Annotated in this window: 19 protein-coding genes, 1 rRNA gene and 2 riboswitches; of the genes, 6 read left to right on the top strand and 14 right to left on the bottom strand. The window is 69.8% G+C overall.

The features are described 5' to 3' along the window. Positions 1 to 66: 66 nt before the first annotated feature. The 7 genes from IE269_RS26805 to IE269_RS26775 all read right to left on the bottom strand — a co-directional run bounded on the left by IE269_RS26805 (position 67) and on the right by IE269_RS26775 (position 8,490). Positions 67 to 1,182, bottom strand: a complete 1,116-nt coding sequence (locus IE269_RS26805) for an ABC transporter ATP-binding protein (protein ID WP_189825735.1) — start codon at positions 1,180 to 1,182, stop codon at positions 67 to 69. A gap of 29 nt (positions 1,183 to 1,211) precedes the next feature. Next, the gene (locus tag IE269_RS26800; protein WP_189825734.1) at positions 1,212 to 2,345 is read right to left on the bottom strand and encodes an ABC transporter ATP-binding protein; all 1,134 of its coding nucleotides are present in this window, start codon (positions 2,343 to 2,345) and stop codon (positions 1,212 to 1,214) included. Continuing rightward, a complete protein-coding gene (locus IE269_RS26795) occupies positions 2,342 to 3,316 on the bottom strand; it encodes an ABC transporter permease (RefSeq protein ID WP_229898274.1) in 975 nt (324 codons plus the stop codon). The genes IE269_RS26800 and IE269_RS26795 overlap by 4 nt, the downstream gene beginning before the upstream one ends. A 153-nt stretch (positions 3,317 to 3,469) precedes the next feature. Continuing rightward, a complete protein-coding gene (locus tag IE269_RS26790; RefSeq protein WP_189825733.1) occupies positions 3,470 to 5,251 on the bottom strand; it encodes an ABC transporter substrate-binding protein in 1,782 nt (593 codons plus the stop codon). Between the two features lie 128 nt (positions 5,252 to 5,379). After that, positions 5,380 to 6,396: an ABC transporter permease gene (locus IE269_RS26785; RefSeq protein WP_189825732.1), complete on the bottom strand. Its 1,017-nt coding sequence runs from the start codon at positions 6,394 to 6,396 to the stop codon at positions 5,380 to 5,382. A 448-nt stretch (positions 6,397 to 6,844) separates the two neighbouring features. After that, positions 6,845 to 7,627: an enhanced serine sensitivity protein SseB C-terminal domain-containing protein gene (locus tag IE269_RS26780; RefSeq protein ID WP_189825731.1), complete on the bottom strand. Its 783-nt coding sequence runs from the start codon at positions 7,625 to 7,627 to the stop codon at positions 6,845 to 6,847. 161 nt (positions 7,628 to 7,788) lie between these two features. Next, a complete protein-coding gene (locus IE269_RS26775; protein WP_189825935.1) occupies positions 7,789 to 8,490 on the bottom strand; it encodes an enhanced serine sensitivity protein SseB in 702 nt (233 codons plus the stop codon). Between the two features lie 392 nt (positions 8,491 to 8,882). On the opposite strand from IE269_RS26775, the gene IE269_RS26770 reads away from it, so the two are divergent. Beyond that, the gene (locus IE269_RS26770) at positions 8,883 to 9,521 is read left to right on the top strand and encodes a hypothetical protein (RefSeq protein WP_189825730.1); all 639 of its coding nucleotides are present in this window, start codon (positions 8,883 to 8,885) and stop codon (positions 9,519 to 9,521) included. Positions 9,522 to 9,644: 123 nt separating this feature from the next. Here the strand turns inward: IE269_RS26770 and IE269_RS26765 are convergent, their stop codons facing one another. Next, complete coding sequence (locus IE269_RS26765) at positions 9,645 to 10,307, bottom strand: AAA family ATPase (protein ID WP_438817634.1); 663 nt, start codon at positions 10,305 to 10,307, stop codon at positions 9,645 to 9,647. A 155-nt stretch (positions 10,308 to 10,462) separates the two neighbouring features. Continuing rightward, positions 10,463 to 10,559: riboswitch (glycine riboswitch) on the top strand. Continuing rightward, a riboswitch (glycine riboswitch) is annotated at positions 10,560 to 10,659 on the top strand. 36 nt (positions 10,660 to 10,695) lie between these two features. Here IE269_RS26765 and gcvT point away from each other — a divergent pair. From gcvT to IE269_RS26745, 4 genes are all read left to right on the top strand, one after another. Continuing rightward, positions 10,696 to 11,811, top strand: coding sequence for a glycine cleavage system aminomethyltransferase GcvT (gene gcvT, locus IE269_RS26760; protein WP_189825729.1), 1,116 nt, complete (start codon positions 10,696 to 10,698; stop codon positions 11,809 to 11,811). Between the two features lie 88 nt (positions 11,812 to 11,899). Beyond that, positions 11,900 to 12,277: a glycine cleavage system protein GcvH gene (gene gcvH / locus IE269_RS26755; RefSeq protein ID WP_189825728.1), complete on the top strand. Its 378-nt coding sequence runs from the start codon at positions 11,900 to 11,902 to the stop codon at positions 12,275 to 12,277. Between the two features lie 20 nt (positions 12,278 to 12,297). Beyond that, positions 12,298 to 13,557: a serine hydroxymethyltransferase gene (glyA, locus tag IE269_RS26750; protein ID WP_189825727.1), complete on the top strand. Its 1,260-nt coding sequence runs from the start codon at positions 12,298 to 12,300 to the stop codon at positions 13,555 to 13,557. Between the two features lie 202 nt (positions 13,558 to 13,759). Continuing rightward, a complete protein-coding gene (locus IE269_RS26745; RefSeq protein ID WP_189825726.1) occupies positions 13,760 to 15,145 on the top strand; it encodes an L-serine ammonia-lyase in 1,386 nt (461 codons plus the stop codon). Between the two features lie 107 nt (positions 15,146 to 15,252). Here IE269_RS26745 and IE269_RS26740 read toward each other — a convergent pair whose 3' ends face one another. The 5 genes from IE269_RS26740 to IE269_RS26720 all read right to left on the bottom strand — a co-directional run bounded on the left by IE269_RS26740 (position 15,253) and on the right by IE269_RS26720 (position 18,712). Next, the gene (locus IE269_RS26740) at positions 15,253 to 15,744 is read right to left on the bottom strand and encodes a hypothetical protein (RefSeq protein WP_189825725.1); all 492 of its coding nucleotides are present in this window, start codon (positions 15,742 to 15,744) and stop codon (positions 15,253 to 15,255) included. Positions 15,745 to 15,755: 11 nt separating this feature from the next. Continuing rightward, the gene (locus IE269_RS26735) at positions 15,756 to 16,025 is read right to left on the bottom strand and encodes a hypothetical protein (RefSeq protein WP_189825724.1); all 270 of its coding nucleotides are present in this window, start codon (positions 16,023 to 16,025) and stop codon (positions 15,756 to 15,758) included. An 83-nt stretch (positions 16,026 to 16,108) separates the two neighbouring features. Continuing rightward, on the bottom strand, positions 16,109 to 16,570 hold the full coding sequence (locus IE269_RS26730) for a hypothetical protein (RefSeq protein ID WP_189825723.1): 462 nt from the start codon (positions 16,568 to 16,570) through the stop codon (positions 16,109 to 16,111). A 265-nt stretch (positions 16,571 to 16,835) separates the two neighbouring features. Further along, positions 16,836 to 18,011: a sensor histidine kinase gene (locus IE269_RS26725; RefSeq protein WP_189825722.1), complete on the bottom strand. Its 1,176-nt coding sequence runs from the start codon at positions 18,009 to 18,011 to the stop codon at positions 16,836 to 16,838. Continuing rightward, positions 18,008 to 18,712, bottom strand: coding sequence for a response regulator (locus IE269_RS26720; protein ID WP_189825721.1), 705 nt, complete (start codon positions 18,710 to 18,712; stop codon positions 18,008 to 18,010). Before IE269_RS26720 ends, IE269_RS26725 begins: the two co-directional genes overlap by 4 nt. 234 nt (positions 18,713 to 18,946) lie before the next feature. Here IE269_RS26720 and IE269_RS26715 point away from each other — a divergent pair, with 234 nt between their 5' ends. Next, positions 18,947 to 19,933: an aldo/keto reductase gene (locus tag IE269_RS26715; protein WP_189825933.1), complete on the top strand. Its 987-nt coding sequence runs from the start codon at positions 18,947 to 18,949 to the stop codon at positions 19,931 to 19,933. A gap of 69 nt (positions 19,934 to 20,002) precedes the next feature. On the opposite strand, the gene rrf is transcribed toward IE269_RS26715, so the two are convergent. After that, positions 20,003 to 20,085, bottom strand: a 5S ribosomal RNA gene (gene rrf / locus IE269_RS26710); the annotation flags it as partial.

Genomic DNA, 20,085 nt, shown 5'->3' with positions numbered 1-20,085 from the left:
AGTCGTGCCCTACCGGCCGGTTGGAACCCGTACGTCCGGATTCCCCCTTGCTCAACTCCCGTACGCCTAGGCGTCCTTGGCGACGTCCACGACCTTCACCGCGTCCTTCGCCTCCGCCACGATCTCCTCGCCCGGCGCCTGGTCCGCGGCGTTCTCCGGGTGGTGGCAGGCCACCTGCTGGCCGGGCTTGAGCTCAAGCAGCGGCGGGTCCTGCGTCAGGCAGATCTCGGTCGCCTTCCAGCACCGGGTGTGGAACCGGCAGCCGCTCGGCGGCTTGATCGGCGAGGGCACGTCGCCCTTGAGCAGGATGCGCTCGCTCTTGACGCCGCGCCGCCTGGGGTCCGGCACCGGCACCGCCGACATGAGCGCCTTGGTGTACGGGTGCATCGGCGCCTTGTACAGCGACGCGCGGTCCGCCAGCTCGACGATCTTGCCGAGGTACATCACCGCGATCCGGTCGGAGACGTGCCGGATGACCGACAGGTCGTGCGCGATGATCACGTACGTCAGGCCCAGCTCCTGCTGGAGGTCGTCCAGCAGGTTGACCACCTGCGCCTGGATCGACACGTCGAGGGCCGAGACCGGCTCGTCCGCGACCACCAGCTTGGGGTTGAGCGCGAGCGCGCGGGCGATGCCGATGCGCTGGCGCTGGCCGCCGGAGAACTCGTGCGGGTAGCGGTTGTAGTGCTCGGGGTTGAGGCCCACGAGGGCCATCAGCCGCTGCACTTCCTTCTTGACCCCGCCCTCGGGCGTGACGCCCTGGAGCTTGAACGGCGCGCTGACGATCGTGCCGATCGTGTGGCGCGGGTTCAGCGAGGAGTACGGGTCCTGGAAGATCATCTGCACGTCGCGACGGTGCGGACGCATCTTCGCCGTGGACATGTGGGTGATGTCGTTGCCCTCGAACTCGACCTTGCCGCTGGTCGGCTCCAGCAGGCGGGTGATCAGCCGGCCCATGGTCGACTTACCGCAGCCGGACTCGCCGACGACGCCCAGGGTCTCCCCCGGGTACACCTCGAAGGACAGCCCGTCGACGGCCTTGACCGCGCCGGTCTGGCGCTGCATCAGCCCGGACCTGATCGGGAAGTGCTTGACCAGGTTCTCGACCTTGAGCAGCGGCTCGCCCTTGGGCTTGACGGCTGCCTGCGCGGGCTCGGCCGCCTTCGTCTCGTTCTCGCTCACGGCTTCACCGCTCGTCACAGCTTCATCGCTCACAGCTTCGGCGCAATCTCTTCGGTCCAGATCCGGGTCCGCTGCTCGGCCGAGAGGTGGCAGGCCGAGTAGTGACCGCTGCTGACCTGCTGCAGCTCGGGCCGCACGGTCCGGGTGACGTTGCCCTTGGGCACGTCGGCGTACGGACAGCGCGGGTTGAAGGCACAGCCGTCGGGGATGTTGATCAGCGACGGCGGCGAGCCCTTGACCGGGATCAGCCGCTCGGTCTGCTCGCGGTCGATGCGCGGCATCGAGCCCAGCAGACCCCAGGTGTACGGGTGCTGCGGCTGGTAGAAGACCTCTTCCGCGCTGCCCCGCTCGACGCACCGGCCGCCGTACATGACGAGCAGCTGGTCGGCCATCTCCGCGACGACGCCGAGGTCGTGCGTGATCATGATGACCGCGGAGCCGAACTCCTTCTGGAGGTCGCGGATCAGGTCGAGGATCTGCGCCTGGACGGTGACGTCCAGGGCGGTCGTCGGCTCGTCCGCGATCAGCAGGTTGGGGTTGTTGACCAGCGACATCGCGATCATCGCGCGCTGGCGCATACCGCCGGAGAACTCGTGCGGGTAGGAGTCCACGCGCTTGTCGGGCTGCGGGATGCCGACCAGGTCGAGCATCTCGATCGCCCGCTTGCGCGCGACCTTCTTGTCGACGTTGTGGTGGACCCGGTAGGCCTCCACGATCTGCTTGCCGACCGTGTAGTACGGGTGCATCGCGGAGAGCGGGTCCTGGAAGATCATCGCCATCTCGCGGCCGCGCAGCTTGCGCACCTCGTCCGGATCGGCGCCGAGCAGTTCCTGCCCGTCGAACCAGATCTCACCGGTGACGCGGGCCTTGCTGCGGCCGTACTGACCCGTGGTGTGCAGGCCCATGATGCCGAGCGAGGTGACCGACTTGCCGGAGCCGGACTCGCCGACGATGCCGAGGGTCTGGCCCTTCTCCAGCTGGAAGCTGAGCCCGTCGACGGACTTGACCAGACCGTCGTCGGTGGGGAAGTGCACCCGCAGGTCGCGGACCTCCAGGAAGGAGGTCGACGGCGCGGAGCCGACGGCCTGCGGGACGCCCACGGTGGTGTCGGGCACGGTCTCCGCGGCGGAAGCGGCGGTGGCGGGCTTGTCGAAGTCGGTCATCCGAGCCTCACTCGCGGGTCGATGACGGCGTACAGCATGTCCACGAGAAGGTTGGCGACGCAGATGAAGATCGCCGCGATCAGCGTGACGCCGAGGATCACGGGCAGGTCCTTCTGGGCGATCGCGTCGACCGCGAGCCGGCCGAGACCCGGGAGGTTGTACGTGGACTCGGTCAGGATCGCGCCGCCGAGGAGGGCGCCGAGGTCCAGGCCGAGCAGGGTGAGGACCGGGGTCCAGGTGGAACGCATCGCGTGCTTGCTGATGACGACGCGTTCGGTGAGGCCCTTGGCGCGGGCGGTACGGATGTAGTCCTCGCCCAGGATCTCCAGCATGCTCGCCCGGGTCAGTCGGGCGTACATGGCGGCGTACAGGAAGGCGAGGGTGATCCAGGGCAGCAGCAGGCTCTGGAACCACTGGGCCGGGTCGTCGGAGAACGAGGCGAACTCGCCCTCGATCCAGCCCAGTTTGAAGCTGAAGATGGCCAGCGAGAGCAGGCCGGTGAAGTAGATGGGGAGCGAGACGCCGGCCAGGGCGATGCTCATCGCCGCCCGGTCCCAGATCGTGCCCCGGCGAAGCGCCGAGACCACGCCCGCGGCGACACCGCCGACGACCCACAGCAGGCACGCGCCCGCCGCGAGGGACAGGGTGACCGGAAGGGCGTCGGTGAGCTGCGGCCAGACTTCCTGCTCGGTGCGGAAGGAGTAGCCGAAGCAGGGGGCCGCACACTGGGTGACGTCAGTTCCGCTGGAGTACTCCCGGCCGACGAACAGCGCCTGGACGAAGTGCCAGAACTGCACGAGGACGGGGTCGGCGAGACCCAGCTTCTCCCGGATGCCCTGGATGGACGCCGCGTCGGTCTGCTTGCCGACGAACAGCAGGGCGGGGTCCTGTCCGGCCCATTTGGGCAGGACGAAGAAGATGACGAAGGTCGTCAGAGTGACGACCAACAGCATCATGACGACGGCGAACAGGCGCCGGATGACGTAAGCAAGCACTGTGCGCGGCCCGGTGGCGGCCGGAGCACCCCGGGTCACGGGGTCCTCCGGCCGCCTCCTGCGGCCATCACCTGCCCTTCGGGCTTGGCGGGTTGGCGATGGTGGGGATCAACTGGTCCTCGGTGAGGACTACTTCACGACGCCGAGCGACGCGTAGTCGTAGCGGCCGTTGTAGGCGGTCGACGAGTAGACGTTCGTCAGCCGCGAGCTGCGCCACGAGAAGTTCTTCTCGTACAGGAACGGCATCTGCGCGGCGATGTCGGCGGTCTTGTGGTTGATCTGCTTGTAGAACTCCGCGGCCTTGTCCGGGTCGGTCGCCTTCAGCGCGTCGTCGAACATCTTGTTGATCGCCGGGTCGTTCGTCTCCGAGCCGTTGTAGTTACCGGTCGGAGCGATGAAGCGGCCGTCGATCAGCGGCTGCGAGAAGCCCTGGCCGGTCGGGAAGTCGGGGCCCCAACCGGTCATGATCAGACCGATCTTGCGCTCCTTGACGACCTTCGGCGAACCGGTGATGGACTGCGACTCGGCGCCGTCGATGACCTCGACCTCGGCCTTGATGCCGACGGCCTTGAGGGACTGCTGGAGAGCCTCGGCGGTCTCCTTCTCACCCGGGTTGTTGCTGCGCGCGCTGATCTTGGTGGAGAAGCCGTCCGGCTGGTTGCAGGCCTTCAGCTGCTCCTTGGCCTTGGCCACGTCCGGCTTGCCGCCACGGGCCTTGACGCCGTACGGGTCGTAGTCGTCGTAGCCCTTGATGGTGGTGGGCAGCATGGTGGTGGCCAGCGGACCGCCGGCCTCCTCGCCGCCGCGGACCTCCTGGAGCGACTTGAAGTCGGTCGCGTAGACGACCGCCTTGCGGCAGGCGACGTTGTTCAGCGGGGCGACCGGCGTCATGTCGACGTAGCGGGTGAACGACGTCTGGATGTTGTCGACGTTGTCCTTGTGCTTCTTCAGCGCCTCGATGCGGCCGGACTGAGTCAGGCCGGTGCCGTTCATGTCGACGTCGTAGTCACCCTTGATCAGAAGCTTGTCGAGGGCTTCCATGTTGGAGTTGATCGTGACGGTGATCTTGTCGGGAAGGGCGGCACGGACGGTGTCCGTCTCCTTCTTCCACTTGTCGTTGCGCACCAGCGAGATGGACTTCTTCGGCGCGTACGACTCGAACTTGTACGGGCCGGAGGAGAACGGCTTCAGCTGGTACTTGGCACCGGTGTCCTTCTCCTTCTTCACCGGGGAGCCGGCCGGCATCGCCAGCATCTGCTCGAAGTCGACGTTGGGCGTCGCCAGGTTGAAGACGATGGTCTTGTCGTTGGGCGTCTCGATGCCCTTGGGACCGTCGCTGGTCTTGTCCTTGTACGGGCCCTGGTACTCGCCCTTCGGGTCCAGGGCCTGCTTCAGGTAGGTCGGGCCGCCGGTGATGGCTTCCTTGGCCCAGATGCGCGAGATGCCGTACTTGATGTCCTTGGAGGTGATCGGCGTGCCGTCCTCCCAGGCGATCCCGTCCTTGAGCTCGTACGTGTAGGTCTTGCCGCCGTTCGAGATCTTGCCGTTGGCCTTGGCGAGGTCCGGCACGAGCTCCGAGCTGGCGTTGCCCGGCTTGGCCGCGTAGGTGACCAGCTGACGCGAGTAGAAGCGGGAGAAGTCCCAGGCCATGCCGTAGTACTGACGCTGCGGGTCGGCAGAGTCCAGGTCCTGCTTGCTGATCATCTTCAGCGTGCCGCCCGCCTTGGTGGACGGGTTCGCGATCTTGTCACCGGTGGCCGCGTTGAAGCCCGCGCCCTTGCCACCGCTCTTGTCGCCGTCTTTGCCCTTGTCACCGCCGCCACCGCACGCAGCGGTGGTCATGAGGGCGGCCACGACGACCGCCGCTCCGGCGACCTGCCTGATCCTCGCCGACGAACGCTGGGGATTCATGGGTTCTGCAACCTCCGGGTGAGTGCGGTTACCGGCACAGGGCCCGGGAACCTTCGAGTTGCCGCCTGGCCGTTGTGGCAGGGGCGAGGTGGACGGGGCGCGGTCCTCGCGGACCGCGCGACCGGTGGTCAACGGGTGCCCTTCGGGTCGAGCGCGTCGCGCACTCCGTCGCCGAAGAGGTTGAAGGCGAGCACCGTGATGAAGATCGCCAGACCGGGCGCGATCATGAACAGCGGGTCGCTCTCGTAGGTGTTGATGGCCTTGGAGAGCATCTGTCCCCAGGAGGCCGTCGGCGGCTTCACACCGGCGTTCAGGAAGGAGAGCGCCGCCTCGGTGAGGATGTTGGTGGGGATCATCAGCGTCGTGTAGACGGTGATCGGCGCCACCAGGTTCGGCAGCAGCTCCTTGAACAGGATGTACGCCCGTCCGGCGCCCAGGCTCCGCGCGGCCTCGACGTACTCCTTCTCGCGCAGCGACAACGTCTGCCCGCGCACGATGCGGCCGATGTAGGGCCAGCCGAAGAAGCCGATGACCATGACCAGGATGAAGATGCGGACCGAACTGCCGGTCATACCCAGGAGGTCGCCCGGCAGCACCGAGACCAGCGAGATGATGAAGAGCAGCTGCGGGAAGGCCAGCAGCATGTCCATGACCCGGCTGATGACCGAGTCGATCCAGCCGCCGAAGTAACCGGCAACGATGCCCAGGACCGTACCGAGGACGACGGCGACCACCGCGGCGAGGAACGCCACCAGGAGGGAGATCCTGGCGCCGTAGACGATGCGGCTGAACACGTCGCGGCCGTTGCCGGGCTCGACGCCCAGCAGGAAGTCCGAGCTGACACCGGCGAACATGCTGTCGTCGAGGCCCTTGGCCACACCGAACAGCGGGTCGATCTTGTCCTGGTGGAACTCGTCCGGCGGGTGGCCGAGCAGGCTCACGATCAGCGGGGCGAAGAGCGCCACGAGCACCAGGAAGACGACGACAATGCCGCCGGCCAGCGCGAGCTTGTCGCGCTTGAGTCTGGTCCAGGCGATCTGGCGCAGCGACCGCCCCTCGACCGACTTCTTCGCAACATCGGCCGCGACGTCGGCGGGAGCGGCCTTGTCCGCGTCCGGCGAGGTGTCGTGCAATGGTGCCGTCATCGTGGTGGGGACCCCTCTCGGCCGACGGTGGTCGGCCCTTGCCCGCCGCTGTGGCGGCTTGGAGCTTGTCGAACACAGGGCGAACGCCCCTTGATTCGGGGAGTCTTCAACGCCGACGCCGGACCCCGCCAGACCCCCTGACCAATGGATGCGCAACCGTGATGCTGTCTGCGGTTTTCCGCTATCCGGACGGGGGTGAACGACGGGCGAACAGTGGGCAATTGGGCGCAACGCCCGGCAGTACCGCCCAACTGGCGTGCAGAGCCGCCAAATTGGGGCAGACCCATTTCCCCCGCATGCGCAACCCCCGTCTCAGCATGCAGACCTTCCCAACTCTGCGCGCAGACATGCCGATTGGCCCCCTAAGGGGCTTTTGGCAGGAAAACGGGACGGCTCGAAGGACCCGAGCGGGTCAGACGGACCAGGCGGGTCAGGCGGTCCGGACGGCTCAGTAGGCGCGCGACGGCGGGTAGCCGTAGCCGGGGGCGCCGGTCGGAGCGGGCGCGTGCGCGTCGCGGTCGTAGAACGGGCGGGCGTTGGCGCGCAGCCACATCCCGACCGGGTCGTGCTCGTCGGTCATCGCGACCGTGGACACCGGCAGGCCGTCCGGGACGACGCCGATGGACTGCTGCATCATCGCCCGCACCGCCTCCACCGACTGCCGGCCGGTGTCGTACAGGTCGAGACCGATGGCGAGGTACGGGGCTCCCAGCGCAGGCTGCACCCAGGCGCGGCTGAGCGCGCGGACGGCCGGGGTGCGGTGTGCGTTCTGGGACAGCTGGGCGTAGAACTGCGGGATGTCCAGGGCCGGTTCGCTCATCCGCAGCGGCCCCGCGGGCATCCGGTCCAGACCGGTGGCGATGCGCCGCAGGTCCAGCCAGGGGATGCCGACGCCGCCGCCGGGGGCGTGCGGGTTCAGCCAGATGCCCCAGTGGTCGGGGTACAGGGCGCGGGCCAGGTCACGGCCGGAGGTCACTTCGTACGCCCGGTTCCAGCCGCTCGCGGAGAGCTCCTGGGCGGAGGTCACGCAGGGGGCGTAACCGGTGCCCTCGACCTCCATGTTCCCGTACTGCGCGTCGGGGGAACCGGCCGTGCCGTGCCAGAGCAACATCCACACCTGGCCGTCCGCGAGGGCGTGCAGCAGCGCCTCGTACGCGTCGTACCGCCCCGGGGTCACCTGGCGCAGCATGTGCTCGACCTGTCCGGCCGCCGCGGAGCCTGACGCGCTCACCCTGGGTCCCGCCCCTCTTCGATCCACCGTGTCGACACCGCCCCCGTGTGGCGTGGTCATCAAACCAGCTTAAGCGGCACCGCTGACACCGAGTCGGTGTCGGGCGGGAAGTCTTGGCCCCCCTTTGGGAACCGTGCCGTCCCGCACCGTCGTACCGGATCTCAGTGCTCGCGCGTGTAGAACGGCCGGATCCGCTCCAGCATCCAGTCCGCCACCGGGTCCTGCGCCATGTCGAGCAGCAGCAGGTGCACCGGCCACGGCACGGCCTCCCGGCCCAGCGCCCGCCCCAGCGCGTCCATCGGGGCGTTGCGGTCCGCCCCTTCCCACGACGACAGCTGTACGCCGACGAACAGGGCCGGCGGGTCGCCCTCCACGCTCGCCAGCGCGCGCCGGGCGGTGACGACGACCCCGCTCTGCTGGAACTCGCCCGCGGCGGCGGCCAGGAAGTCCACCGGCTCGTCCTGCCAGTCGGGCTCGAAGAGCCGCACCCGTCCGCCGGTCGAGGGCCCGTCCAGCGGGGTGCGGCCGGTGCGGCACAGTTCGGCGACGGCGGGCGGCGGCAGCGGCATACCGACCGCGCCGTCCGGGTTCACCGCGATGCCGAGCTGCGGCGGCAGCCCGCGGGCGAACTCCACGGCCGGGGCGACCGCGAAGTCGAGGTGGCTGCCGACGCAGGTGCGGAACTGCTGCTCGGAGCTGAAGACCGGTACGTACGCCTGCCCGTCCAGTTCGAGGGTCGGCAGGTCGAGCGGGCCCTGGTCGGGGCCGCCGCCGTTGGGCAGCGGGATCCACACCGGCGAACGCCCGAGCACCTCCACGAGCCGGGGGCCCGCACCGGGGTTCCCGAGGGAGGCGGCCAGCACCTCCTCCAGCTCGTTGGCGGGCCAGCCCCCGCCGGGCAGCGCGCCGTCGCCGGGGAGGCTGTCGCCGGGGGCTCCGTAGGGAGTACCGCCGTACGGACCGGGCTGCTCCGGCACCCCGTACTGCCCCGTCGTCTCCGGTATGTCCACGGACCGTCCCCTTCTCGCCTGCCCACCGCCTCTGTACTGGGCCAGAGCCTATCGCCGGGCGGCTCCGGATCCGCAGAGTGCACCCGAATGGCCACGTTGTGCACCCGTCGCGTTGCGGAGTGTGCTGCGCCATTCGAGGGTGGCGGACAGGGCCGATCGGCCGCCTCCCGCTCCACCGGACGTTCCCCCTGCGGCCCGGTCGCCCCCGTCCCCGAATCTCCCCTTCCGGAAGGAAACCCGCCGTCATGGCACTGAACAGGACCGCCGCCCTCGCCCTCTCCACGTCGCTCTGCGGGGCGCTGATCCTCGGCACGGCCGGTACGGCCGTCGCCACCACCACCGACAGCCGCCCGTCGGCGTCCGCCGCCGCGCAGCACGGCGTCCAGCGGGACCTGGACGCCCTCACCGAAGCCACCAGGACCTTCGCGGCGGCACCCGCGGCGGACCGGGCCGCAGCCCGCGCCCTGGTCGAGGCCCGGCTGGCCGACGCCCTGACGGACGACCCCGAGCCCGCCGCGGCCAACACCCCGCTGTCCCTGCTCACGCCGGTGGACGACGACGTGACGGACACCGGTCCCGCCGGACAGACCACCACCCCCGTGCAGACGGAGGACCCGAACGCCAACGCCGGTGTCGGCACGAACACGGCGACGACCACGGTCGACACCACCCCTCCGCCCGTGATCGTCGACCCGGGACCGGTCAAGCCGTGCCCCATGGTCTCCGCCGCCCGCACCGCGCTGAAGGCGAGCGTCGAGGCGCTCGTCAAGGCCGTGTCGACCGGCAACTGGGACGCGGCCAGGCAGGCCTTCGGCAATGTGCAGCAGGCTTCCGCCAAACTGGCGGCAGCGGTGTGGGCCAAGGCGTCGGCCGCCTCCAGGTAGTTCCCTGGCCGGGCATCCGTGCCCCGAAGCTGCCCTGACGGACAAGACGCCCCGACCGGCGTCGCAGCCACTGCCCCCGGCGTTCCTCCGCCGGGGGCAGTGCCGCAGGTGCCCCGCCCGCCCCTACTCCCCCTCGAACCCGATCTCCCGCAGCACCCCCGCCGCATCCCGGTCCAGCAGTACGGCCGAGGCGCACCCGGCGGGCAGTCGCCCCTCCTCCGCGTCCCGGACCAGGGCGCCGACGGCCCTGCGATGCCGGGCGAAGGCGTAACCGGAGACTCCGCGTCCGCGCTCCCGCTGGCCGTCCCTGGCCACCTCGGGCGACACGTCGAGCAGCACCAGCCGCAGCCCGCGCCCCCGTCTGCGGGCCTCGCGCGCCAGCCACCGGCGCACCCACGCCTGCGTACCGCAGTCGTGCACGACGACCGACTCGCCGGAGCGCAGCACCCGATACAGGCCCGCGTAGTGCGCGAGGCGGACGAGCGGTCGGTAGAGGGCGTACGGCACTAAACGCGGCGCCCTCGCGTCCCAGCGTTCGCGCACGTCCTGCGAGTCGATGGTGCGCACTCCCGTGGCGGCGCGGCCCATGAGCGTGGACTTGCCGCTGCCGGGCAGCCCGGACACCACGACCACGTCCCCCCTGGCGAACATCAGCCGCCGCGGACCGTGCCCCGCACGCTCGCGCAGGTCGCGCACGACCGGAACCGGAACCGGCACGGCTCCCACCGCCCCCACGACCGTCTCGGTCCGTACGCCGGTTGTGGCGCATGCACTGGGCTGCTGCAACGTCCTCACCCCTCCCCCTCGGGTATGCCCTCACCCTTGCCCAAGAAGTGTAAAGAAAAGGTAATGCGGGACAAGCGATTTGCTGACCGAGGGGGCCGTGCAATGATGTGCGCGCCAGGCCTGCCCTGTGCACCCTCAACTTCACAACGGCCGTATGAATCCGCGCGGGAGAGTCCGGGGCAGCAGTCGCCCGGACGCCGAAGGAGCAAGCTCCTCCCTTGAATCTCTCAGGCCCCGAACCGCGCGGGCGAGGCAGATCTGAAAAGCGGGTCCCCCACCGGGCGGCCCCACCCAAGGTGCAAGCCGGATTGCTCCGGCGAACCTCTCAGGTTCCGATGACAGATGGGGAGGAAAGTCCTCGTCGTCATGCCCTGGGAGTTTTTCCGTCATGAGCACCGCACCCCGCCACACCGCCCTCGATGCCCTGCATCGCTCGCTCGGCGCGACCATGACCGACTTCGCGGGCTGGGACATGCCGCTGCGGTACGCCTCCGAGCGCGACGAGCACAACGCCGTGCGCACGAAGGCCGGCCTCTTCGACCTCTCCCACATGGGCGAGATCACGGTGACGGGCCCGCAGGCCGTCGACCTCCTCAACTTCGCCCTCGTCGGCAACATCGGCACCGTGGGCCTCGGCCGCGCCCGGTACACGATGATCTGCCAGGAGGACGGCGGCATCGTCGACGACCTGATCGTCTACCGCCTGGGCGAGACCGAGTACATGGTGGTCGCGAACGCGGGCAACGCCCAGGTCGTCCTCGACGCCCTGATCGCCCGCTCCGAGGGCTTCGACGCCGAGGTCCGCGACGACCGCGACGCGTACGCGCTGATCGCCGTCCAGGGCCCCGAGTCCCCCGGCATCCTGAAGTCCGTCACGGACGCCGACCTGGACGGCCTGAAGTACTACGCGGGCCTGCCCGGCACCGTCGCCGGCGTCCCGGCGCTGATCGCCCGCACCGGCTACACCGGCGAGGACGGCTTCGAGCTGTTCGTCGAGCCGAAGCACGCGGAGACCCTGTGGCAGGCGCTGACCGAGGCGGGCGCGGGCGTCGGCCTCATCCCGTGCGGCCTGTCCTGCCGGGACACGCTGCGCCTGGAGGCGGGCATGCCGCTGTACGGCAACGAGCTGACCACTTCCCTCACCCCGTTCGACGCGGGCCTGGGCCGGGTCGTCAAGTTCGAGAAGGACGGCGACTTCGTCGGTCGTACGTCCCTGGAGGCCGCCGCCGAGCGCGCCGAGACCGCCCCGCCGCGCAAGCTGGTCGGCCTGATCGCCGAGGGCCGCCGCGTCCCGCGCTCCGGCTACCAGGTCGTCGCCGACGGCAAGGTCATCGGCGAGGTCACCTCCGGCGCCCCGTCCCCGACGCTGGGCAAGCCGATCGCCATGGCGTACGTCGACGCGGCCTTCGCGGCGCCGGGCACGGCGGGCGTCGGTGTCGACATCCGGGGCAGCCACGAGCCGTACGAGGTCGTGGCCCTCCCCTTCTACAAGCGCCAGAAGTGACGAACGCCGCATCCTCACGGACGTACCCACGTCTCATCTGTCAAGACCCCGTTCCTCAGCACTCCCCCGCATCCAGGAGAATTCAGCCATGAGCAACCCCCAGCAGCTGCGTTACAGCAAGGAGCACGAGTGGCTCGCGACGGCCGAGGACGGCGTCGCGACGGTCGGCATCACGGAGTTCGCGGCCAACGCGCTCGGTGACGTCGTCTACGCCCAGCTCCCGGAGGTCGGCGACACGGTGACCGCGGGCGAGACCTGCGGCGAGCTGGAGTCGACCAAGTCCGTCAGCGACCTGTACTCCCCGGTGACCGGCGAGGTCGTCGCGGCCAACCAGGACGTCGTGGACGACCCCTCGCTGGTGAACTCCGCCCCCTTCGAGGGCGGCTGGCTGTTCAAGGTGCGCGTCACGGACGAGCCGGGCGACCTGCTCTCCGCCGACGAGTACACCGCGCTCTCCGGCAACTGAAACCCTTAGGGACCCGCCTGATGTCGCTTCTCAACTCCTCCCTCCACGAGCTGGACCCGGACGTCGCCGCCGCCGTCGACGCCGAGCTCCACCGCCAGCAGTCCACCCTCGAAATGATCGCGTCGGAGAACTTCGCTCCGGTCGCCGTCATGGAGGCCCAGGGCTCGGTCCTCACCAACAAGTACGCCGAGGGCTACCCGGGCCGCCGCTACTACGGCGGCTGCGAGCACGTCGACGTCGTCGAGCAGATCGCGATCGACCGCATCAAGGCGCTGTTCGGCGCCGAGCACGCGAACGTCCAGCCGCACTCGGGCGCCCAGGCCAACGCCGCCGCGATGTTCGCGCTGCTGAAGCCGGGCGACACGATCATGGGCCTGAACCTGGCCCACGGCGGTCACCTGACCCACGGCATGAAGATCAACTTCTCCGGCAAGCTCTACAACGTGGTCCCGTACCACGTCGACGAGTCCGGCCAGGTCGACATGGACGAGGTCGCCCGCCTCGCCAAGGAGTCCCAGCCGAAGCTGATCGTGGCCGGCTGGTCGGCGTACCCGCGCCAGCTGGACTTCGCCAAGTTCCGCGAGATCGCGGACGAGGTCGGCGCGTACCTGATGGTCGACATGGCGCACTTCGCGGGCCTCGTCGCGGCCGGGCTGCACCCCAACCCGGTCCCGCACGCCCACGTCGTCACCACGACCACGCACAAGACCCTCGGCGGCCCGCGCGGCGGTGTGATCCTCTCGACGGCGGAGCTCGCCAAGAAGATCAACTCGGCGGTCTTCCCGGGTCAGCAGGGCGGTCCGCTGGAGCACGTGATCGCGGCCAAGGCGGTCTCCTTCAAGGTCGCGGCCTCGCCGGAGTTCAAGGAGCGCCAGCAGCGCACCCTGGACGGCGCCCGCATCCTGGCCGAGCGCCTGGTCCAGGCTGACGTCACCGAGCACGGCGTCTCCGTCCTGTCCGGCGGCACCGACGTGCACCTGGTCCTGGTGGACCTGCGCAACTCGGAGCTGGACGGCCAGCAGGCCGAGGACCGCCTCCACGAGGTCGGCATCACGGTCAACCGCAACGCCATCCCGAACGACCCCCGCCCCCCGATGGTCACCTCGGGCCTGCGCATCGGCACGCCGGCGCTCGCCACCCGCGGTTTCCAGACGGAGGACTTCACCGAGGTCGCCGACATCATCGCGGAGGCCCTGAAGCCTTCGTACGACGTCAAGGCGCTGTCGGCCCGGGTCTCCGCCCTCGCCGACAAGCACCCGCTTTACCCCGGCCTGAAGTAATTCGGACCGATTACGTAGGCTTCATCTGAACGTCGCGTGGTAGGCGACTTCCAGCAATACGTAAATACGGGGCACCGCGCACACTGGACAGTGAGTGCGGTGCCCCGTCCCTTGCCCGGGGCATCCGGCCCCGTACCGCACTGTTCTGCCCTGTTCTGCCCGACGGACAACGGCGTCCGCCACCCTTCTGAGGAGTTCTGCTGTGGCCATCTCGGTCTTCGACCTGTTCTCGATCGGCATAGGCCCGTCCAGCTCCCACACGGTGGGCCCCATGCGGGCCGCCCGGATGTTCGTGGGACGCCTCAAGAAGGACGGCCTGCTCGCCCAGACCACGTCCGTACGCGCCGAACTCTTCGGCTCGCTCGGCGCCACCGGCCACGGCCACGGCACCCCGAAGGCCGTCCTGCTCGGCCTGGAGGGCCACTCCCCGCGCACGGTGAACGTCGAGACGGCCGACGCCGAGGTCGAGCGCATCCGCGCCACCGGCAAGCTCCGCCTGCTCGGCACCGAGATCGGCTCGGCCCACGAGATCGACTTCGACGAGCCCAACGAGCTGATCCTGCACCGCCGCCGCTCCCTGCCGTACCACGCGAACGGAATGACCCTCTTCGCGTACGACTCCCAGGGCGCGCCCCTCCTGGAGAAGACCTACTACTCCGTCGGCGGCGGCTTCGTCGTGGACGAGGACGCGGTGGCGGGCGAGAACCCGATCGTCCCCGACGACACGGTCCTCAAGCACCCCTTCCGCACCGGCGACGAACTCCTGCGCCTCGCGAACGAGACCGGCCTGTCCATCTCCTCCCTGATGCTGGAGAACGAGAAGGCCTGGCGCACCGAGGAGGAGATCCGCGAGGGCCTCCTGGAAATCTGGCGCGTCATGCAGGCCTGCGTCTCGCGCGGCATGTCCCGCGAGGGCATCCTCCCCGGCGGCCTCAAGGTCCGCCGCCGCGCCGCGAATTCGGCCCGCCAGCTGCGCGCCGACGGCGACCCGAAGGCGCACGCCATGGAGTGGGTCACCCTCTACGCCATGGCCGTGAACGAGGAGAACGCCGCCGGCGGCCGCGTCGTCACCGCCCCCACCAACGGCGCCGCGGGCATCATCCCGGCCGTCCTGCACTTCTACATGAACTTCGTCCCCGGAGCCGACGAGGACGGCATCGTCCGCTTCCTCCTCGCGGCCGGCGCGATCGGCATGCTCTTCAAGGAGAACGCCTCCATCTCCGGCGCCGAGGTCGGCTGCCAGGGCGAGGTCGGCTCCGCCTGCTCGATGGCGGCGGGCGCGCTCGCCGAGGTTCTGGGCGGCACCCCGGAGCAGGTCGAGAACGCCGCCGAGATCGGCATGGAGCACAACCTGGGCCTGACCTGCGACCCGGTCGGCGGTCTGGTCCAGATCCCGTGCATCGAGCGCAACGGCATGGCGGCCGTGAAGGCGGTCACCGCCGCGAAGATGGCGATGCGCGGCGACGGCAGCCACAAGGTCTCCCTCGACAAGGTCATCAAGACCATGAAGGAGACGGGCGCCGACATGAAGGTCAAGTACAAGGAGACGGCCCGCGGCGGCCTCGCGGTCAACGTCATCGAGTGCTGACGGCCGTACGGTGACATGACTCTGCGGCGGACGGCCTTTTGGTCGTCCGCCGCAGAGTCATGTGCGGAGGCATCCGCGGAGACAGGCGCGGAAGCTTGTGAAAACGGTCAGCTGTTGTTGATCAGGTTGATCAGCTGCTTGATGCCCTCCGTGCCCAGCGCCGCCAGGGCCAGGCGGACCGGGTGGTACCAGGGCAGGTCGTCCATCCACTTCTTGAAGGCCGTGAAGCCCTTGGCCGCGGCGGACTTCGCGCCGGACCAGACCTTGCCGCCCGCCTTCTTCAGTGCGGCCAGTGCCGCCTTCGCGGCGGCCGACGCGGCGCTCCTCTGGAGCTGCGGCGCGGCCTCGCCCGCGGCGACGGCACGCAGCTCGGTCTGCGCCTGGGTGCTCAGGTGCGGGCGCAGTTCCGGCGAGTCCAGTACGGTGCGCGCCTGGTCGGCGGTGAGCACGGCGACCGTGGCGGAGGCCGCCGCCGGGCGGGCCTGTGCGGCGGTGGCTGCGGGTGCGGCCACCCCGAGGGCGACGGCAGCGGCGACGGTGGCCGCGGCGACGCGGAGGTGCGAGATGTTCATGAAGCGGTGGGTCCTCTTCGGATTCATCTTCGGGTTCATCAGGTTCGGGTGAGCCAGAACAGGGCGCCGAGCAGGACATGGAGCAGCGGAACGACCACTCCGCCCACCCCCGGGGAGATCCTGCGCAGGGCGAACCAGCCGTGCGCCAGGACCGTGCCGGCCGCCCCCGTGGCGTACAGGATCCAGCCGGGCGCGGTGTTGTGGGGCAGCAGGTGGAAGGTGATCCAGGCCGCCAGCAGGGGCAGTGTCACGAAGCCCCAGACCGTGTCGGTCCGCTTGGCCTGCTTCTGGTCGTTCGTCTCTTCCATGGTCAACCTCGTGGTGTCCCGTCGGGCCCGGTCCGGTCCGGCCGCTGGTCAGGCGGCCGGACCGGTTTCGATCAGGGGTGTGGTCAGCCGACCTGCTTGGCGAGCCAGTCGATGATTTCGTACTGGACGGCACCCGGCAGCGCCTTCAGCGTCCACTTGACCGGGTTGAAGTTGGAGAGGCTGTCGACCCACTTGCGGTAGGCGTCGGCGCCCTTCTTCGCGGCCTTCACGGCCGCCTTGAACAGGGAGCCCGACTTCTTCAGCAGTGCCTTGATCGCCTCGGCCCTGGGGCTGCCGTACTGGACCAGCTGCGGGTCCTGGAGCTGAGCGACGACGGCGGCGTTCAGACCGGCCTCGCCGTTCGCGGCCGCGGCCGGGTTCTGGGCGATCAGGGTGGCGAGCCGGGCCGCGTCGGCCTGCTGCACACTCACTGCCGAGACCGGCGTACGGACGGTCTCGGCGGCCTGCGCCGCGGGAGCCGCGACACCGAACGCGACGGCGGTCAGCGCGGTGGCAGCGGCAAGGCGGATCTTCTGACGGTTCACGTGAACTCCGTTGAGCATCATGCGGGGAGGACCCGCGGAAGCCCGGCGAGGCGTGGAAACTTGGCCGTCTTCCGTGGGTCCTCGTCCCCCGAGGAATTGTCGAAGAGTTCCCCCCGCCGGGTCCGGCCCGGCAGTGCGGGCGCGAGCGCCCCTCTTCACGGATGAAATCCTGTCAGCCCGTCGCCGTCGCCCTGTCATGCCTGGGGAGGATTGCCGGGCACCGGCCCCCGCCGGACAGCGGGGGCCGTCCGGAGCGCTCTCCCGGTCAGTCGGCGGGGTGGCCCGCCGAAAGCGGCAGCCGTACCCGGACCGCGAAGCCGCCGTCCGGCTCGTGCCCCGCCGTCGCGCTCCCGCCCAGCCGCTCCGCCCGCTCGCGCAAACCGACGAGCCCGTGCCCGTGCCCGTGCCCGTGCCCGTGCCCGTGCCCGTGCCCGTGTCCGTCTTCGTGTCCGTACGACGACGGGCGCTCCCCCACCGCCCCGTGCGCCGTAGCCGAGTTGACCACGTCGACGCCGAGCACGGACGTACGCGCGCACACCCCGACCGACACCGTGATCCTGCTGCCGGGCGCGTGCTTGGCCGCATTGGTGAGCGCTTCCTGCACCGTGCGGTAGACCGCCAGTTCCCGCTCCGGCGTGAGCCCCGGGTGCTGCGGCGAAACAGTGCCTTCAACGTGTACGGGAAGACCGCTGGCCTCGATCAGACCGGGCAGCCCGGCGAGCCGGGGCAGCCTGTCCGCCGCGCCGGAGCCGCGCAGTACCCCGAGGACGTCGCGGAGTTCGTCCACCGCCCTGCCGCCGAGTTCCCCGATGCGTTCGGCGCGGGACCTGGCCTCGGCGTCCGTCGCCTCCAGAGCGAGCAGATGCGCCTCCATGGACAGCAGGCTGACGTGGTGGGAGACGCCGTCGTGCATCTCGCGGGCGAGCCGGGCGCGTTCCTCCACGACGGCCTTCTCCACGGAGAGCCGCCGCTCCTGCTCCTTGCTGTGCTGGAGTTCGCGCAGCCGGGCGGCCAGTTCACGCCGGGTGCGCGCCAACTGCCCCCACGCCGTGGGCCCGATGCTGAAGAGGGCGGGCCCGATCAGCGTCGCCGCCCACTGGTCGACGTTCCGGTCCCGGGCCTCCGCGACGGACTTGGGCGAGGCGGCTGCCAGGAAGATCAGCCCCGCGCAGCCGTAGACCGCCAGCCGGGCCGGCACCAACGCCGCCGCGGTCGCGAGCGCGGCCAGCGGCGCCAGCCACAGATACCCGCTCGCCGCCGCCGGAACGGCGGCAAGCGTGACGGCCACCGGCCACTTCCTGCGGAACGCCAGAGCGGCGACGGCCAGCACATAGGTCGCCGCGACCCACGGCCCCACCCGTGAGCGGACCGTCAGGTACTCACCGGCCGCGAGCAGGACGATCCCGACGTCGAGCACCCACGGCGAAACCCTGCGCCTCATGTACGGGAGTCCCACTCCGCGCCGTCCGGCCCCGCCCCGGGCACGCCGTGGTGGGCGGCGACGGCGGCCTGGACCCGGTTGGCCACCCCGAGCTTGGCGAGTATCGCGCTCACGTGGTCCTTCACGGTCGAACTGCTCAAAGAAAGCCGCCGGGCAATCTCCGAATTCGTCATTCCTGTCGGCAACAGCTCGAATACGGTCCGCTCCCGCGACGTGAGAACCCCGCGGGAAGACCGCGGCGACACGAACTCGGAAGCAGCCGAATTACCGGACCGGAATCCCGGTTCCTGATTGACCGTCAAAGCCCGAACAACCCTGGACGACAAGGCAGTTCCTCCCGCCCCGAGCAATCGCACTCCCGGAATGAGTTCGTGCGGGGAGGCGTCCTTGAGGAAGAACCCGACTGCTCCCTCGGACAACGCACGCACCACGTGCTCGTCGCTGCCGAACCCGGTCAGCATGGCCACGGCGGGCGCCACGGCCAGTCCCCGCAGCGCGGCGAGCACCGCGAATCCGTCGACGTCCGGCATCTGAATGTCGACGAGGGCCACGTCCGGGGTGTGTTTCTCCGCCATTGCGACGGCTTCGCCGCCGTCGCACACGACGGCCACGCGGATGTCCGGAGCGGTCTCCAGAATGCGCTGCAATCCATAACGGAGAAGCTTGTCGTCATCGACGATCATTACGGTCACGACAGACATGGCCGGTTCCGTCCCCCACGGTTCCTGTTGATGGTGCACGTGCACCATATAGGGGATCCCATTTCCCGCAGAACGCGCCCCTCGGCCGTGCCCGGCGAAACCGCTTGACCTGAAGTGCGCTCCAACACGCAGACTCCGTTCCGAAGCCCGACACCCGGCCCCGGAAAGGGAGTTCCCATGTCCGCAACCACCCCGTCCCCCGCATCCACCCCCTCCACCACGTCCACCCCGCCCATGCGTCACCGCACCATCGGCTCCGACCCCGCCACCCGGCGCGAGGTCAGCGTGCTGGCCCTCGGGGCGATGCTGTTCGGCACGTACACCGACGAGAGGACGTCGTACGCGATCCTCGACCGGTTCGCGGAGGCCGGCGGCACCTTCCTCGACACCTCGAACAACTACTCCTACTGGCACGACGACAGCCAGGGCGGCCAGAGCGAGCGCCTGCTCGGCCGGTGGCTGAAGAGCCAGGGCGTCGCCGACCGCATGGTGATCGCCACCAAGATGGGCGCCCGCCCGAAGGCCGCCGGGACCGGGTACATCGAGAACCGGGAGGGCCTGGGCGCGAAGGCGATCCGCGAGGCCGTCGACCGCAGCCGCGAACAGCTCGGCATCGAGAAGATCGACCTCCTCTACACCCACATCGAGGACCGCACGGTCGACCTCTCCGAGACCGTCGAGGCGCTGGGTGAGACGGTACGGGAGGGAGCCGTCGGCCTCCTGGGCACGAGCAACCACGCCACCTGGCGCATCGAACGCGCCCGCACCCTCGCGAAGGCCGCCGGCCTGCCGGGTTACGAGGTCCTCCAGTACCAGCACAGCTATCTGCGCCCGCGCTTCGACATCCCCTTCCCGCTCTTCCCCGAGGGCAGCCTCGGCCACGTCGGCCCGGACCTGGCCAGCTACCTGCACGCCGAGCCCGGCCTCTCCCTGGTGGCGTACTCACCGCTGATAGGCGGCGCGTACGTCCGCGAGGACAAGCCCGTCCCGGACGACTACGACCACCCGGGCACTCCGGCCCGCCTCGCCGTACTGCGCGAGGTGGCCGCGGAAACCGGCGCGACCCCCAACCAGGTCGTCCTGTCCTGGCAACTGGGCCACGCCCTGCCGCTCATCCCGCTCGCGGGAGCTTCCTCGGTGGCCCAACTCGACGAGAATCTCGGCGCACTGGCCCTCGAACTCTCTCCCGAGCAGCGGGCCCGCCTGGACGCGGCCCACTGAGAAAGGGACCCGAAACGCAGAAAAGCCCCGCACCATTACTGGTGCGGGGCTTTCCCGTTATCAAAATTAGTTCGGCGGCGTCCTACTCTCCCACAGGGTCCCCCCTGCAGTACCATCGGCGCTGAAAGGCTTAGCTTCCGGGTTCGGAATGT

The organism is Streptomyces spiroverticillatus, assembly GCA_014650415.1.
GTDB lineage: Bacteria > Actinomycetota > Actinomycetes > Streptomycetales > Streptomycetaceae > Streptomyces > Streptomyces spiroverticillatus.
This window is presented reverse-complemented; position numbering and strand designations above follow the sequence as displayed.

Coding starts and splice junctions, on each gene's coding strand:
- glyA (WP_189825727.1), top strand. CDS start 12,298: ATGTCGCTTCTCAACTCCTCCCTCCACGAGCTGGACCCGGACGTCGCC.
- IE269_RS26770 (WP_189825730.1), top strand. CDS start 8,883: ATGGCACTGAACAGGACCGCCGCCCTCGCCCTCTCCACGTCGCTCTGC.
- IE269_RS26785 (WP_189825732.1), bottom strand. CDS start 6,396: ATGACGGCACCATTGCACGACACCTCGCCGGACGCGGACAAGGCCGCT.
- IE269_RS26740 (WP_189825725.1), bottom strand. CDS start 15,744: ATGAATCCGAAGAGGACCCACCGCTTCATGAACATCTCGCACCTCCGC.
- IE269_RS26735 (WP_189825724.1), bottom strand. CDS start 16,025: ATGGAAGAGACGAACGACCAGAAGCAGGCCAAGCGGACCGACACGGTC.
- IE269_RS26720 (WP_189825721.1), bottom strand. CDS start 18,712: ATGTCTGTCGTGACCGTAATGATCGTCGATGACGACAAGCTTCTCCGT.
- gcvT (WP_189825729.1), top strand. CDS start 10,696: ATGAGCACCGCACCCCGCCACACCGCCCTCGATGCCCTGCATCGCTCG.
- gcvH (WP_189825728.1), top strand. CDS start 11,900: ATGAGCAACCCCCAGCAGCTGCGTTACAGCAAGGAGCACGAGTGGCTC.
- IE269_RS26800 (WP_189825734.1), bottom strand. CDS start 2,345: ATGACCGACTTCGACAAGCCCGCCACCGCCGCTTCCGCCGCGGAGACC.
- IE269_RS26725 (WP_189825722.1), bottom strand. CDS start 18,011: ATGAGGCGCAGGGTTTCGCCGTGGGTGCTCGACGTCGGGATCGTCCTG.
- IE269_RS26715 (WP_189825933.1), top strand. CDS start 18,947: ATGCGTCACCGCACCATCGGCTCCGACCCCGCCACCCGGCGCGAGGTC.
- IE269_RS26790 (WP_189825733.1), bottom strand. CDS start 5,251: ATGAATCCCCAGCGTTCGTCGGCGAGGATCAGGCAGGTCGCCGGAGCG.